The organism is Aquibacillus rhizosphaerae, assembly GCF_030282825.1.
GTDB classification, from domain to species: Bacteria; Bacillota; Bacilli; order Bacillales; family Amphibacillaceae; genus Aquibacillus_C; species Aquibacillus_C rhizosphaerae.
Genome location: NZ_JASTZU010000060.1, coordinates 39187 through 55318, shown reverse-complemented (window position 1 = coordinate 55318; position 16132 = coordinate 39187). Strand labels below are relative to the sequence as shown.

The window sequence follows — 16132 nt, the reverse complement described above, 5'->3', positions numbered from 1 at the left end:
ACAAACAAAGGCAAGGGGAACAAACAAGTGTTGAAGATATTGTTTTAATATCAAATACGGCACTCCAAACGTTGATAGGACAAAAGGTAAGTCAGATTCCTTATAACGTCATGACTACAGAAATAGTACAAGATCGAGTAAAAGCTGCAAAATCAGCAAAAGCATCCATGGAAGTTATGAAAAATATTCTGCTAGATGAAGCAAAAAAGATGGGTGTTAAAACGACGAATAGTGTTTTAGAAATTTTCTCTACGATAGTCAACGATCATATAGAACGTTCCGATAAAACATTCGACTCTGTGGGTGACTTTGGTAATGCGATGACCTTTGGTGTTCCCAAAGGTATCTATTTAGGATTAATGGATAACTATTATCAAATGCTCGAAGATCCATCTTTGCGAACCATTAGTAATTATGTATCAGTTGGTGCCACCGATATGGTCATAGGGGCAGTTACCCAGAAGACCCACTATCTCCAGATCACTTGTTGAATAGCTTCGGATTTGCCTCGACGGTAGTCGGAGGAGGGGCTTATAGTAAAGTATTAGGTGATTCAAACCTATCGATGCCGAATAAAGATATAATTGCCAAAACTCAACAAATGGCAAAAGAACCAAGCGAAGTTGGGAGAGCTACCCTGCAAGATATGTTGGATTCCTTACAACCTTACCGATTGGACCCGGCCTTGGGAACGGTGGGTGGTCCGATGAATGTGGTTAACCCGGGGCTGTTGAGGAAGAAGTTGGAAGATACTTATTCGTTGGTTGTTAAGAGTATAGAAAATCCCAAAACAAGGTTACCAAGAACAAATGGTAAATGGGATGGAGAGCTTGGTAATGGGAAATGGTATTCTGATAAACCTGAAGTTAAGAGTGTAACGAATGGCAAAGGTGTAGAATTTATTGATGGTAGACCTAACTTCACACCTTGGAGTAAAGGTTCTATTAAATTTAAAGAAGGTATGTTAGATGGCTCTAAAAATGATTTTAATTTAGTGTATGAAAAAATTATGCAATTAAAAGGGTTTAGGTCACAAAATCAAGCAAAGTCCTGGTTAAAAGAAAAAGGCTTAACACCTCATCATAAAAGTTCTACTGAAATTGAGTTAATTCCAATAGATTTACATGCTAATATACCACATATAGGTTCAGCATCAGATTTAAGAGGAGGAAAATAAAAATGGACAAAATAATAAAGCAAAAATTAGATGAAATAATTGATTCAGAAGTGGTTGTATCAAAAAAAGAAAACGCGTATAAGTCAATCGAAACAATTGAAGGATTGTATGGAGTAGATTTACCATTAGACTATAAAGAGTTTTTACTTGAATATGGAGGATGTTTTATTAAAGAAAATATAATGTATCAGCCAATTGAAGTTACCCCTGTAACTCCCGAGGATGGTTTTGACTCGATAGGTGGTTTTTATGGTATTACTAATAATGTCTATAATATTGAATCAATCATTCAAACTTATAAAGGTATTTTAGGAAGTATTGTAATGCCTATCGCAGATGCAGATGGGGGAGATTTAATATGTATAGGCTTAAAAGATAAATACAGGGGAAAAATTTATTATTGGTATCATGAAAACGAAACGACTGATGAAGATGGAAAAGAATATTATTACCTTATAGCAAACTCATTTGAAGAGTTTATTTCAAAATTTTCATTTCATGAAAGAAAGAATAATGTCAATATAGATGATATCGAACTCTTCTTAGACGAAGATTTACTAAAAGATTAGTATTACATAAATAAATTATAAAAAACCTTGATTGCCAAAGTGCCTTTTGGACTAACATAAATTAGTGAGACAATATAAAACACCTTCGGAAATGGTACACTTAAGACAAGTACTAAAATCGGAGGTGTTTTTGCATGGGTAAAAAAGTATATTCAAGTGAACTTAAATGGGCAGTCGTCAGAGAAAAATTAAGTGGTAAGTTGACAACGAAAGAAATTCTATCCAAATATGATATTAAAAATAAATCTCAGGTAGAGACGTGAATGAAGTGGTATAAATCGGGAGAAGTTCATCGATTTGATCAACCAATTGGCAAACAATATACTTTCGGCCATGGTCCGGAATTTATGAGCGATGCGGAGAAGAAAGACCGTCAAGTATCTAATTTAAAGATGGAGAATGAAATCTTAAAAAAGTATTTGGAACTAGAAAAGGAGTTGGGAAAAGAATAGCCCTTCAATTGGTTGAACAGTTCAATATGATTACCTGCGAGTGAAAGATGGCGTCGATCCAATTACCGGTGTTGAACTAACAGCTGGTCAACGGGTAACCTATGCCGCAATGGCTGCGGGTATTGGGACCAGACCCTGTAGAAAGAGAAAGTGATCGTTTTGTCTGTAAGCGAAGGACATTATGATGTGGGGAATAGGCCTATTGGAATCAGATTATAAATTGAGATTTGGGGTCACCCAGGGATGAAGCAGTTTGAGAATTGTCAAGCTCGTATCCCCGTTGTATAATAGGAAGTTAAATAACAAACTTTTTGTGCGGTTTAGTAAAAAGGAGTATTAACATTATGACATTTAGAGAAATAAGCCCTAAAATCAATATTAAAGAAATGAAAGAGCTTGGGAAATTATCAGGAGAAGCGTTAAAGCATAAAGAAAGACGTGATAAGGAACTTAATGCAATTATTAAAGGTGAAGATGATCGCTTGCTTTTGGTAATCGGTCCTTGTTCATCTGATAATGAAGAAGCTGTTCTTGAATATGCTCGCCGCTTAGCAAAATTACAAGAGGAAGTTAAGGATAAGATTTTTATTGTCATGAGGGTATATACGGCAAAACCACGTACCAATGGTGATGGATATAAAGGTTTAATCCATCAGCCAGATTCAAAAGGTAGTCCTAGCTTGATTAACGGAATCAAAGCTGTTCGTGAATTACATTATAAAGTAATTACAGAGACTGGTTTAACAACAGCGGATGAAATGCTATATCCTGAAAATCTTCCTTTGATTGATGATCTTGTCAGCTATCATGCAATTGGGGCGCGAAGTGTAGAGAATCAACAACATCGATTTGTTGCCAGTGGTATTGATGCACCAACAGGCATGAAAAATCCCACTTCAGGTAATTTGAACGTAATGTTTAATGGTATCTATGCTGCTCAACATGCACAAAATTTTCTGTTTAATTACGCTGAAGTAGAAACGGAAGGTAATCCTCTTGCACATGCAGTTCTACGTGGAGGGGTAAATGAGTACGGAAAAAATATCCCAAATTACTATACAGAAAATTTACTAGACGCTATAAAATTTTACGAAAAAATGCATCTTGAAAATCCGTTTATCATGATTGATACGAACCATAATAACTCTGGTAAACAATATTTAGAACAAATTCGTATTGTTCGTCAAATTTTAATTAATCGTGAATGGAATAAACAAATTAAGAAATATGTTCGCGGATTTATGATTGAATCTTATATTGAAGAAGGACGGCAAGAAGAACCAATAGAATTTGGTAAATCAATTACAGACCCTTGTCTTGGATGGGAAAGTACAAAAGAACTTATTTATGAAATTCATAAAACAGAGGAAAAATAATGTAAAGGTGTCAGACACTCGCTAGTGACTGACACCTTTTTCTTGGATGCTTTAGGGAACACTTGTTCTGGATGATTTACGATATAATCTACGAAGATAATGTTCTATAAGGAGAGGTCGGCTAACCCCATTTGATGAAGGTGCTTAAATGTTATTCGATATTCTATTAGAGTAAAAGTTTTTAAGTTGTCTTATTTCGAATTTCTTTAATAAGCAAAGATGGAGTAGAACCCAGGTTTATAAAGAAGGAGATATGACTGTATATCACATTTGTGAAATTACAAATGTGTCTAGGGTCTCGTTATATAGAAAGCTATCGGAAATGGACAGTTGATGAGTTATACCAAAAATCGGAAAATATATAATAGAAAATAAATTTCATATAGAGGTGGAAGTGTATGCCTAAAATTGACAATATGCTAGCGATTCTTTGGATGCTTCGTTCAGGTGAAAAAATTACTGCAAAACAAATTTCGGAAAAGTTAGAGATGAATATAAGGACTGTGTACCGTTATATTGATACAATTTCAACAAGTGGCGTACCTATAATATCAGAACCAGGACATAACGGTGGATACACTTTATTGAACAATTTTATTGAGGCTCCTCTTTTTTTTGATTTTGAGGAGCAAACTTCACTATTGCACGCTGCTGATTTTGCAGAAGAAGCCGGATATTATGGAGGTGAAGCACTAAATAGGGCCATTTCAAAACTAAGTAAATACTCAAATGAAGAGCAGGAAACAAAGATAAACCAACATGTAACTAGTCTTGAAGTAATAAGTCGATTAAGTTCACGCTCTATGGAACCTTTTTTGAAGGAGTTGGAGCAGGCCGTAGCTGACGGGTACGCAGTAAAAATTACTTACCATAAAATTGACGAAAAGCAATTAACTTATAGATTGGTTGATCCGTACAGAATTATCTATTGGAATAATAAGTGGTATGTGATTGGATTTTGTAATCTTAGGAATGATATCCGTAGTTTTAGAGTAGATCGAATGGAAAGTCTAATGCTAACTGAAAGTAAGTTTAACCGGCCAGAAAATTTTTCAGCACGTGACTTTTTTATAAAAAATCTTTTACCAACTATAGAAGATAAGGAAGGGATTATTTCTTTGGTTATTAGTGGGGATAAAAATGTATTGGCTGATATTTGCCAACATTGGTTTTTAGGACATTATTTACAAGAACGGACTTCAAATCAAGCAGTATTCCTTCTTGAAAAAGATATCATACATACATATGTACCTTATTTACTTTTACCGTACAATAAATCTATTAAAGTTATTGAGCCAATCAGCCTTAAGAAAAGAATGATTGAAGTTTTGTCGGAATTAATAACATTTCATCAAAATTGATTACTTCCCTGACGCTAGGTGTCAGGGAAGTAATGTTATAGTTGGCTATATCAATTGTGATTGGAGTGTTATTGGATGCAAACAAAAAAAGTTTTTCTATATGTATTTAATACAATGTCGGACTGGGAATATGGATATTTAATTGCTGAACTAAACTCTGGAAGATATTTCAAAAAAGATTTAGCACCTTTAAAAGTAATTACAGTAGGAGCTAATAAAGAAATGATTACTACTATGGGAGGACTGAGCATAAAACCAGATATTTCCCTTGATGAATGTACTCTTGAGAGTAAAGATCTTTTAATTTTACCAGGAGGGACTACTTGGAGTGAAGAAATTCATCAACCTATCTTGGAAAGAATTGGCCAAGCTTTAAAGCTTGGTACTATTGTTGCTGCAATTTGTGGTGCAACGGAGGGCCTCGCGAATATGGGATACTTAGATACTAGAAAGCATACAAGTAATAACTTAGAATATACTAAAATGGTTTGTCCTAACTATAAAGGAGAAAAGTTTTATGAGTTGGGATCAGTGGTATCTGATGCGAATTTAGTTACTGCATCAGGAATAGCTCCTCTGGAATTTGCAATGGAGGTACTGAAAAAAATAGATGTATTTACACCAGATGCATTACATTCATGGTATAACCTAAATAAGACTCATAAACCTGAATACTTCTTCCAGTTAATGGATTCAATGAATAGATGAGCTAAAAAAAGCAACTTAGCAGATTTACATTAGTTTAAATAATTACCATGTTTTAGAGAAATTCAAAGAATGGTTTTTGAATATAACTTAAAAATGCTTATGGAGTAATGAAAAAGCCTAATTTCTCTATTAATTAACGGTAAGTTGGGCTTTTTAGTATTGAAAATTCCTTGACGTTGTACATCCGCATTTTCCTGACGATACGCCAAAAGTAAGCAGGTGTAGTTATTTATACTATTGAATACGCGTTATGCACCGATAAGGAACGCTTGTTCTCATTTTTTGGATGATTTATGATATAATCTACTTAGATAATGTTCTTTAAGGAGAGGTCGGCTAACCCCAGTTAAAAGGGGGTGATGCCTATATAAGTATGTATGAAAGTTTTGTTTCCATGTTTAGATTTGGAACTTTCTTGACTGCATTTCTCGCTTTGATCGTTTCTTTGATCAATAGAAAATAGACCTCCCTATTTCCCCACAAGTCTTTAGGTGAGGTCTATCGCAAAAACGTACCAATCCCTCTTGGGGGAACCGCTTATCTATAGGCCACAGTTACCTCTGTGGCCTATTTAGTTTATTACTTCTATGTGTAAATTATAACATATTTTATGCATATCAAAAGTTTAAAGCGTAGTGAGTAGTATGTTAATTGTGAGTGGCTGTTACCACGTGATTTTCTATTTTAACAGATTACGGGTGGTGCCTGGCACTAGTACTGAATTTTAATGATAGATTTCTTCAGAACTAGATAATTAATCAAAATTGAGTTGACCACTAGTAGTAAATCCTTATTTAACCTAAGATCCTTTTTTCTTCTCAGTTTTATATTCAGTGATTTTGTGCATCAAATTTTCTATCTATTTTACTTTAATAGATTGATAGTTTTTGACTTATTAATAAAAACTATATTCAATTTAATCTTGTTAAAAGGTATAATATAGAAAATGATAGTATTAGTCTGTCCCCCTTATAGTGGTGATACCAATCAAAATCTCGTGAAACAATCCTGTGAAACGAGATTATTCGGGAAGTGAACAGGCACCTGTATTCAGAGAGGAACTAGTAATGAAAAAGCTGATAGGTACAATTTTAAAGACAATAATCTTTTTTACAGTATGGATAATTTTGCTTATCCCAAATCTACAATTTAATAATGATGCATAACAGAGGGTATGGCTTGAATTCGGTCCGCTTGCTGCTGTTATTATACCGACTATAATTTTTGTGTTCATTGCAGAAAGGAATAAAATTAGGGTTCCGATAACACAAGATTTTGTTAAAAATTCCATAATAGGTATTGCATTAGGTGTCTTATGGCTATGTAGTGTGATAGCCTTTCTTTTGCTTACAAATACTATGAACATACAAGGACAAAATAATATTAACCTTATATGGATTTGGATTTTGGCAGCCCTTTTTAATGCAGCAATGCAGGAATTGCTTGTAAGGGGTTATCTGTATCAATTGTGGAAGCAAAAATATAATGTGGTTGTGGCAATTGTTTTAACAACTGCGTTATTTACCTTTATGCACGCTGGAGCATTTGAAGCAGGTATAATCCCAGTGATGAATGTTATTTCAATGAGTGTGTTTATAACATTACTATTGGAGTATACAGGTACAATAATTGCACCAATAGTTGCTCATTTTGTTTGGAATACGATTGGGGCAATTATACTTGGTGGTGTTTCTTTAGCACCTGATTATCCAAATCTTTTTAATAGCACGTTTCAAGGCAATTCACTAATATCAGGTGGCACCTATAAAATTGAAGGTAGTATTGTCGTTTTGATTGTTAACTTAATTCTGATTGTGAGTCTGTTCGCATGTAATAAAAGAAAAAATCGTATTCTAAAAGGAACAGGGAGTTTGCCACAAAAGGGCGCAATTGCTAAATAAGACTCAGTTTTTAAATACTTTACTTTTTAGGCTTCAAATTTAAACAGCCTTTAATACTGAATAATTATGTGCAACATTTAAAAGGTCTTTTACAAAAAATGATTGATTAATTGAATTAATGTTTATTTATTATATTTTCCCTTATAAGGGATCAACTATTTATGCTACGAAAATAAAAAAACTGAAAATGATTGCTTCATGGAAAGGAATAGATTTAGACGATTCTCTCCATATATTTCAAGGTATTAAATATGGATTAGGGGCTACTGGAACTTTTTTTAACACGAGCAAATATTTTGAGATTTCATTTTTGTTCCTAATTGTTGACTATTTAAAAAAGCAACCATTAGAAAGACGTAAAGAAATCTTAAATGATCCGAATAAATTAAAAAATGCAACAGAAGATGTACGCAAAGAAGTTGGTAAAAGAGTGCAATCACAGCATATTGTCCTACATCTATTCCTTCCAGAAAAATTTGAACGTATTGCAAGTAGTGGAAAAAAAGTAAGAATAGCTAAAGCATTCTCAGTTTTAATTACAAATACATCAGTTTCAGGTTTAGATCAACAACTTCTTGTAATAAGAGAAAAGTTAGAAGAAGAGTATTCAAATGAAACAATCGACTTCTATGAGACATCAGGTATTGCGAAAAGGTGGCAGAAATCAGTAAAACCTGAAATTCCTGTTGAGGATGATGGAATTGGATTGGGACATTCTCTTATTGAGAACGCTATCCCTACAGTTAATTTTAAGGATGTTAAAACTTTCCAAGATGGTTTAGTATTTAAGAACTTTGAATTACTTCTAAATCAAGTTACAACTGCAATTAGAAATGGAAAGCATATTATTTTGACAGGACCTCCAGGTACAGGTAAATCGAAATTAGCTAGTATGATTTGTGACATGTACAATGTGGAGGCAAAAATGGTAACTGCATCTTCTAACTAGTCAACCTATGAAACGGTAGGAGGTTATCGTCCAGATAGTGAGAGTAACTTGTATTTTGATAGTGGTATCTTTTTGAACTGTGTTAAAAATAAAGTAACGAAGAAATCTGAAAACACATGGCTTATCATTGATGAAATCAATCGTGCAGATATTGACAAAGCTTTTGGTTCATTGTTTTCCATTTTGACGGGAGATGAAGTGACGTTACCGTTTGACTCTAAAAGCGGAAAAACAATTACGTTGAAACCTCAAGGAGTTATGACTACCTTTGAGCCAGATGATCATACCTATGTAATACCAAATGACTGCCGTATCATTGCAACGATGAATATCATTGATAAAGCCTCTTTATATGAAATGAGTTATGCGTTTATGCGCCGTTTTGCATTTATTCCTGTTGGGATTCCAAATGATATTAACGACGACTTAACGCAACAATATTTAGATGTATGGGGTATGGATACCTATCCAAATGTATCGACACTAACAGTCATCTGGAAGGTGATTAACAATTACCGTAAAATTGGCTTAGCAATCTTTGAGGATATTGCAAAACATACACAGGAAAGTGAGGACTATACGTCGGCCATCATTTTATATGTGTTGCCGCAGTTTGAGGGATTATCGCTGCAACGTATTCAAGAGTTTATCAAGCAAGTTTCCGAACAAACTGATGTTATTATTGATTTAGATTATCTGAATGATTTCGCAGGAGATTTCTTTGGTAATGGTGGATTAGAATGAGTGTCAAAAAGGAGAAGTTACTTGAAGAAATCTCAGGGTATCTCCATGGCTATTTAAAGGCAGGGAGAGTAAAGATAAATTCTTTTCTTTCAAAAATGAATGTCAATATATCCAATATAGATTAGTTATTAACCATTCGCTTTTTGCTGAAAGAAGAAACAATGGAATTCGCAAAAATATTGCCTGTCCTTTTAAAGCGGTTTAAAACAACAACCATTGCCAAAAATGAAACACATATCGGTGAAGTTAGAGGGCAGATTGATTGGGGAGAAACAACCAAAGAACGCTTAGCGAGAAACTACAAAGATAGGACGATATTCTCGACCAGTGAAAGTGTACGTTCCTGATTAGAAACACTTACTTGATCAATACGTTGGATGTAAATGTTCCTTTTATAAGCATGCGCTATATTTTGTTTTAATTGTTTCCACTCAGAAAACCATGCTGCTTTTTCAAAGCCTTTTGTATATGGATCTTTTATTAAAAAACTTCTCCAAGAAACATTCATCGCACCGGAGAAAGAAGACGTGTTGTTTGAACTTTACTGGATTGTTAAACTAATTAAACAAAATACAAATAACAGTCAACTGCATTTAATGGATGGAACACAGAATATGTTGGCTTCTTGGGAAAAAGAGTCTTATCTATATAAACTCTACCACGATTCAACAGGGTCAAATAATATTTCCTTTCGTGTATCAGAAAATGAAGTAGCTGACAGCAACAATCCTTATTTAATTCAAAGATATCAATCTTTCGTTATGTCGAATAAATTAACTTCAGATATTTTTGATCGTGGATCAACAAAATTATTCTGGAGTGGTCGACCTGATTTCCTACTAGAAGTCTATGAAAAGGAAACAAATCTATTAGTGAAATTAATTATTGGTGAAGTGAAAAATACATCAAGTGTAGAATATGCAATTACAGGATTAAGAGAGTTAATAGATTACTTTCATCTAGCGAAAGATAATAAATCAGACTATTATTAGATGGTTCTGTTGCTGTTCAAGGAATATTATGTTTAGATGATGTGAATTTTAACGAAGGAAATGGTTGGAGTATACTAAGCGGCTGGATAAACATGAAAAGGAGACTGTTTCATCTTTTAAAAAACTTAATAACTCAGTAAATCAAAAACATGATGAGCTTGCTGGAGAGGTAAATCGTGTGCAAGTTGAAAACAAGTCGCTTATTAAGGGAGTGTCTAATATAAATAAGATCTATTTTGTAATAAACACAGCATTTAGTACAACTGTGCTGGGTATTTTAGTGTATTTAATTATAAAGTTAAATTGAAAAATATCCGATTGTTTGAGATTATTGAAGTTTAATCTGAGTATCGATTATAAATATACACCTCAAGGAGCAAAACCATGTTTAAATTTTTAAAGAAAAAGCAACCAGAAATAAAAGCTCAAGAAGTAAAACCAAAAACTAAAAACAACAAATCACCAACAAATAGAACCAATGATGAACTGGCAGTGGTTAAAGGACAGATTGGTGAGCATAAGATTGATATTCAGCTCGCACAAATGCCGAAAGAATATCGATACATAAATGATGTCATGATTAAAAATGCGAAATCAAAATCTGGATATTCGCAAATTGATCATGTGGTAATCACGCCTTATGGGATTTTTGTTATCGAGACGAAAAATTATCAAGGAACTATTTATGGTGGGAAAGATAGAAAGACGTGGTTAGTGAATGGGAAGTTTAAGTTCATGAATCCTTTCTATCAAAACTATGGTCATATTAAAGCACTACTACAGGTTGCTGGCAGTAAATACGAGGATCTTATTATATCCATGGTATCTTTCACAAAACGGTGCACATTTAAAATTGATGTAGAATTACGGAAGATAGCTTCCAACCATTTAATCGTCTATGATATTGAACTATCAGAATTTATCGAAAGAAAAGTCAATGTGCTTAGGTTGCAACATGACAAAGTGCTTTTAACAAAAGAGGAAATTGATAAAATCTATCAAAGTGTGCTAGAGGCAAACATAACGGATAAAGCCATTCGTTTACAACATAACGAAGCGTTAAAGAGTGCGCCTATTCAAACAACTCCAAAACCATCATCTACGAGTAAGTGTGTAGTTTGTAATAAAGCAGTGTCAGATAAAGTAAAAAGTTTTTGCCTATCAAACAAGCGATTTAACGGAAAAGTGTATTGTTTTGACCATCAGAAATAAAAGTTAGAGAGTCTATTTAATTAAATAGGCTCATTTTTTAGTTTTTGTTGACTTAAAACACAGATAAAAAGGAGAATATTATGAACGGACATATAACAGTTAAACATAAAAATATTTATTATAAGATTCACGGTGAGAATCATTTACCTGTATTTTTGTATTTACATGGGGGACCGGGAGCTGGTTCTTATGACTTTATTGAACATCAAGGTCAGCGGCTTTCACAGTTTGTGAGAGTCATTGCAATTGATCAAAGAGGGGTACTTCGATCGGATCCAATTGGGGATGAAGAATCATTCGGAATTTTTGACTTGATTGAGGACTGTGAATCCATTCGTGAGCAATTGGGGATAAAGAAGTGGGGTATCATTGGCCACTCATTTGGTGGGTATTTAGCCGTACATTATCAATTGCATTATCCGGAAAAAGTGACACAGATTCTGTTGGAATGTCCTATTTTTGATTTAGGAAGCACCGCCCGCTCACTTATTATAGGTGCTAATCGGGAATATAAGCGATTAGGAAAACATGGAATGGTGGAAGAGTCCTTGGCCGCTTCAAAGATAACTGATCCAGAAGAAACTTGGGAAAAATGTATAGAGTTTCTCGTGGATTTGGGTGAATATAAAGACAATTTGTATGTCCATGGGGAAGAAAAACACTTTTTTGATGATCTTGCCGAAAAGTCTGGTATTCCGCAAGAAAACTGGGAACGAGCTAGTAATCATCAGCTAAAGTTATATCAGGAAGGAAAGGTTTTTGAATCACTGCTTCCTCAACTTGAATCTGTTAATTGTCCAATGCTATTGATAAAAGGCAAATATGACTGGGTGACTGCAGATGATCAGCTTGCTGCGTTTACTAATGGGCAATCGAATCGTAAACTATACATGTTTAACCACAGCGGTCATTTTCCTAGGTTTGAAGAACCTGAATTGTATGTTAAAGTAATAAAAGAATTTATAAGCCATTCATCGGTGATTTAGTAGTGGGAATAAAAAGAAAATTTTTTTTAGTGAAAGGGCAATTGATGAAGATTAACTATAGAATTATTCAAAATTTTTTCAAAATGAATTCTATTTATTTATCGTGGAATATGGGATTTAGTTGTTTTTAATCAAACTTTACTTTAAAGCTATACTTGAACTGGATTCATCAGATAGCTTAAGGAAAGTAATGATCCAGCGACTTAAAATGGAAACGTATGGGTCAGTCCCTTCAAATAGACAAGTTTTGACGAAGAGGACACACATCCAATAAACAAGCAGTGAAATCAACCTAGGGACAAGAGGGGCACATCATACCTATGTCCCTCTACAGAGACATGATAAATTCAAAAGTAAAAACAGATTTCAAAACAAAGATCTGGTTTCTTCATGATTCCAAAAGTCTCACTGTCTTTCCTCTCTCAGCCCATTCTATCCCTTCATCACTAGGAAGTCTCCACTTGGTGTAGCAAGCTTGTAGCTGTTGTTCTAATCCATCCACCCACCATAATTTTTCTGCTTCTTCATAATTTACTAACACCTCTGAAAAAACTGTGGCATTTTCTAAAGACTCATGGATAGCCTGTATACAGGATACATGTGTAGAGGCTGCTTCTACACCACACAGAATATCTTTGTGCTGATTTGCTACCGCATCAATACAAACGTTTAGCTTGGCTAAAGTATTTTGTTGTGGATCTTTATACACTTTTTTATCTCCATTAGTAAAGCTAGCAACAATCTCGTTATGATTATTGTTAGGATTATAGGATATCGTTGCATTTTCAAATTCAATCTCATATTGTGGACTCTTATTCTCTAGTACGGTATGTGAAGCGTAATAATAAATTTCTACGTCTTCTGTAGTGTTCATTTTTATTGCACACGTGTCGAAGGTTTCTATATCATTTGTCCGATACAGCTCAGCGGTCACATCTTTTAGCAAACAGCTACTATCGATGGAAGATCCTAATAAATAAAACATGTGGTGTAGAAAATGTGCGGTTGCATTGTTCGCAATACTGTCAAAAATCATTTCATTATTAGAACTGTATTTTTTCCCCGCCCATCCAGTTCGTGCATAATATTCCTCGTTTCGCGGCCATAATACGATTGATTTCATCCGTTTTGGTTTTCCAAATAATCCATCAAGTACATCTTGTTTCAATTGTTGAACTGATTCTGTAAATGACCAGTTATAGCCAATAGCAAGAAACTTACCAGTTTGATCTCTCACTTTCATCATTTCTCCAACTTCTTTTGGATTACCAGTTGCAGGTTTCTCGCATAATACATTACTTCCATTTAACATTGCATGACAGGACTGTTGCTTATGGAGATGAATTGGTGTTGATATAATTGCGAGATCTGCATTGTAATTTTGATAAAAGGCTTCCAATGTATCGTAAATAGGTATATTTTTTTCAAGTAATTGTTCGTAATAATTGGAGTGTTTCGGATTAATATCAACAACACCTACTATATATGCAATTTCACTTTCATCTAGTGAATTTCTAACGTAGACGCTACCGTATCCACTTATCCCAACTAACACAATAGAAACTTTATTCTTCATGTAAATCCCCCTTGACTTTACTTATTTCTTTACTGAAATATCATAATCCATCAATTGTATTAGAACTTACACTATAATTCATTTTTGTTCGAAATCTATAATATTATATTAGACCTGTGAAACCAAGGAACCATTCTTACAAAAAACAAACAATTATAACATTCGAACATAAATGAAAGCGCTACAATCTAGTCGTATCAACGGTTTGAACTGCCTCTGGTTTTTGTGTGTTAAATCGAGAATTGATTGGTTGTCTAATTGCAAATGAAAGCGCTAAGATTAACCTAATCAATTTTTAGTCCCTTCCGTTGTTGCAAATCTAATTCAAAGAAAACCAAAATAATACAATCATCATTTTGAACGAGGTTAAGAAAAAAGCACTTCTCACAATTGGGCTAGAATTAGATTTAAATCATTTCGATATTTAGAAAAGGGGGGAGTATATAGAAAACATTCGAACAATCCTATCAAATTAAGTATGAAACGCAATGTTTCATTACGGTAAAAGAAGAACACCAAAACAATAGCAACATTAGGGAGCTGTATATAATGAAAAAGAAATATGTATTAGTTGGGACTGGAGGAAGATCAGAGTTTTTCTATGGTGCAGTAGTACGAGATTTCGGTGAGACCAGTGAATTAGTTGGATTTTGTGATATAAATCAAACGAGAATGAATTACGCCAATCGATTATTAGAAGAAAAATACGAACACCCACAAATCTCAACGTATTTGACTAGTGAATTTGATGAAATGGTCGCTAATGAAAAACCTGACACAGTGATTGTGACATCGGTGGATCGTACCCACCATACTTATATTATTCGGGCGCTTGAACTTGGATGTGATGTTATCACCGAAAAGCCAATGACTGTCGATGCGGAAAAGTGTCAGGAAATTATTGATATTGTGAACAAGACAGGTCGGCAAGTTCGAGTATCATTCAACTACCGATATGCACCACACAACACAAAAATTAGGGAACTAATTAAGCGAGGTACAATAGGCGATGTATTTTCCGTGAATTTCGAATGGGCGTTAAATACGCAGCATGGCGCTGATTATTTTCGTAGGTGGCACCGCGATAAACGGAATAGCGGTGGACTGTTGGTACATAAATCAACCCACCACTTCGATTTAGTTAATTTTTGGTTAGGAACAACACCAGAAACCGTCTACGCCTCTGGTGGGTTGCGTTTTTATGGTAGAGAAAATGCTGAAGCAAGAGGTGTTACTAATTTCTATCAACGAGCACATGGTAGTGATAATGCAAAGGATGATCCGTTTTCGATTGATTTAGAGGCAAATGAACATTTGAAGGAAATGTATTTAGAAGCTGAAAAAGAAGATGGATATCAACGTGATCAAAGTGTGTTTGGCGATGGAATAAATATTGAAGATACATTAGGTGTCATGGTTAATTACAAAAATAAAGCAATTTTAAATTATTCATTGAATGCATATTTGCCATGGGAAGGCTACATTGTTTCATTTAATGGAAGCAAAGGTCGAATTGAAGTCCGTGTTCGTGAGCAATCGTATATTAACTCAGGTGGAAATAAAGATGACGAAGGACGATTAAAGGAAAAGTCCATTAAAGTTCTGCCGATGTTTGGAAAAGCGTATGAGGTGGATGTAATACAAGGAAAAGGTGGCCATGGTGGTGGTGACCCTGTCCTATTACAAGATATTTTTGGTACACCTGTAAATGATGAATTTAATCGGGCAGCTTCTCATATTGATGGTGCAATGTCTATTCTTACAGGAATAGCAGGAAATAAATCATTAAACACAGGACTACCTGTTCGTGTGAATGACCTAGTGAAATTCTAACCCATTGTGGTCTGTTTCCTGGAAGAGTAGGGATATTAAGTTAGACTTCTACCGACACGACTAACCATTCTTACAAGTGACGAACAATTTATACTATAGGGCATATACACATACATCAGAGACTAGTAATGATAATAGATTAAAGCCTTTCTATATTTTGTGTATGAATTGGAAAATCAAATTTTTATTTGAAAGATAAAAATTAGAGAGGGGGAAGGGAATGAAGAATTATGCGAATAATCCAACAATTGATTCGGGAGTGAAACGAAATATTCCGATCAAGTCTAAGAGGAAGA

Annotated in this window: 16 protein-coding genes and 3 pseudogenes; 18 read left to right on the top strand and 1 reads right to left on the bottom strand. The window is 34.3% G+C overall.

Features of this window, described 5'->3' with window-relative positions:
• From QQS35_RS19555 to QQS35_RS19475, 17 genes and pseudogenes are all read left to right on the top strand, one after another.
• Positions 1 to 491, top strand: a pseudogene (locus QQS35_RS19555) (hypothetical protein); the annotation flags it as partial.
• Positions 492 to 565: 74 nt separating this feature from the next.
• Positions 566 to 1177, top strand: coding sequence for an HNH endonuclease (locus tag QQS35_RS19550; RefSeq protein WP_285933920.1), 612 nt, complete (start codon positions 566 to 568; stop codon positions 1175 to 1177).
• Positions 1178 to 1179: 2 nt separating this feature from the next.
• The gene (locus QQS35_RS19545; protein ID WP_285933919.1) at positions 1180 to 1746 is read left to right on the top strand and encodes an SMI1/KNR4 family protein; all 567 of its coding nucleotides are present in this window, start codon (positions 1180 to 1182) and stop codon (positions 1744 to 1746) included.
• A 134-nt stretch (positions 1747 to 1880) separates the two neighbouring features.
• Positions 1881 to 2009, top strand: a complete 129-nt coding sequence (locus tag QQS35_RS19540) for a hypothetical protein (RefSeq protein ID WP_285933918.1) — start codon at positions 1881 to 1883, stop codon at positions 2007 to 2009.
• Complete coding sequence (locus QQS35_RS19535; protein WP_285933917.1) at positions 2010 to 2198, top strand: hypothetical protein; 189 nt, start codon at positions 2010 to 2012, stop codon at positions 2196 to 2198.
• Between the two features lie 25 nt (positions 2199 to 2223).
• Positions 2224 to 2316, top strand: a pseudogene (locus QQS35_RS19530) (pre-toxin TG domain-containing protein); the annotation flags it as partial.
• Between the two features lie 193 nt (positions 2317 to 2509).
• Positions 2510 to 3574, top strand: coding sequence for a 3-deoxy-7-phosphoheptulonate synthase (locus tag QQS35_RS19525; protein ID WP_285933916.1), 1065 nt, complete (start codon positions 2510 to 2512; stop codon positions 3572 to 3574).
• Between the two features lie 232 nt (positions 3575 to 3806).
• Positions 3807 to 3908 (top strand): annotated as a pseudogene (locus QQS35_RS19520) (helix-turn-helix domain-containing protein); the annotation flags it as partial.
• A gap of 64 nt (positions 3909 to 3972) precedes the next feature.
• Positions 3973 to 4935, top strand: a complete 963-nt coding sequence (locus tag QQS35_RS19515) for a helix-turn-helix transcriptional regulator (RefSeq protein ID WP_285933914.1) — start codon at positions 3973 to 3975, stop codon at positions 4933 to 4935.
• 75 nt (positions 4936 to 5010) lie between these two features.
• A complete protein-coding gene (locus tag QQS35_RS19510) occupies positions 5011 to 5643 on the top strand; it encodes a type 1 glutamine amidotransferase family protein (RefSeq protein WP_285933913.1) in 633 nt (210 codons plus the stop codon).
• A gap of 1358 nt (positions 5644 to 7001) precedes the next feature.
• A complete protein-coding gene (locus QQS35_RS19505) occupies positions 7002 to 7544 on the top strand; it encodes a CPBP family intramembrane glutamic endopeptidase (RefSeq protein WP_285933926.1) in 543 nt (180 codons plus the stop codon).
• A 187-nt stretch (positions 7545 to 7731) separates the two neighbouring features.
• Positions 7732 to 8493, top strand: coding sequence for an ATP-binding cassette domain-containing protein (locus tag QQS35_RS19500; protein ID WP_285933912.1), 762 nt, complete (start codon positions 7732 to 7734; stop codon positions 8491 to 8493).
• A 72-nt stretch (positions 8494 to 8565) separates the two neighbouring features.
• On the top strand, positions 8566 to 9237 hold the full coding sequence (locus tag QQS35_RS19495) for an AAA family ATPase (protein ID WP_285933911.1): 672 nt from the start codon (positions 8566 to 8568) through the stop codon (positions 9235 to 9237).
• 161 nt (positions 9238 to 9398) lie between these two features.
• Entirely contained in the window at positions 9399 to 9584 is a 186-nt protein-coding gene (locus QQS35_RS19490; protein ID WP_285933910.1) for a hypothetical protein, read from the top strand.
• A 180-nt stretch (positions 9585 to 9764) separates the two neighbouring features.
• On the top strand, positions 9765 to 10229 hold the full coding sequence (locus tag QQS35_RS19485; RefSeq protein WP_285933909.1) for a hypothetical protein: 465 nt from the start codon (positions 9765 to 9767) through the stop codon (positions 10227 to 10229).
• 384 nt (positions 10230 to 10613) lie between these two features.
• Positions 10614 to 11441: a nuclease-related domain-containing protein gene (locus QQS35_RS19480; protein ID WP_285933908.1), complete on the top strand. Its 828-nt coding sequence runs from the start codon at positions 10614 to 10616 to the stop codon at positions 11439 to 11441.
• An 80-nt stretch (positions 11442 to 11521) separates the two neighbouring features.
• On the top strand, positions 11522 to 12427 hold the full coding sequence (locus tag QQS35_RS19475) for an alpha/beta fold hydrolase (protein ID WP_285933907.1): 906 nt from the start codon (positions 11522 to 11524) through the stop codon (positions 12425 to 12427).
• A gap of 388 nt (positions 12428 to 12815) precedes the next feature.
• On the opposite strand, the gene QQS35_RS19470 is transcribed toward QQS35_RS19475, so the two are convergent.
• The gene (locus tag QQS35_RS19470) at positions 12816 to 14003 is read right to left on the bottom strand and encodes a Gfo/Idh/MocA family protein (protein ID WP_285933906.1); all 1188 of its coding nucleotides are present in this window, start codon (positions 14001 to 14003) and stop codon (positions 12816 to 12818) included.
• 546 nt (positions 14004 to 14549) lie between these two features.
• On the opposite strand from QQS35_RS19470, the gene QQS35_RS19465 reads away from it, so the two are divergent.
• The gene (locus QQS35_RS19465) at positions 14550 to 15836 is read left to right on the top strand and encodes a Gfo/Idh/MocA family oxidoreductase (RefSeq protein WP_285933925.1); all 1287 of its coding nucleotides are present in this window, start codon (positions 14550 to 14552) and stop codon (positions 15834 to 15836) included.
• The last annotated feature ends 296 nt before the right edge of the window (positions 15837 to 16132 follow it).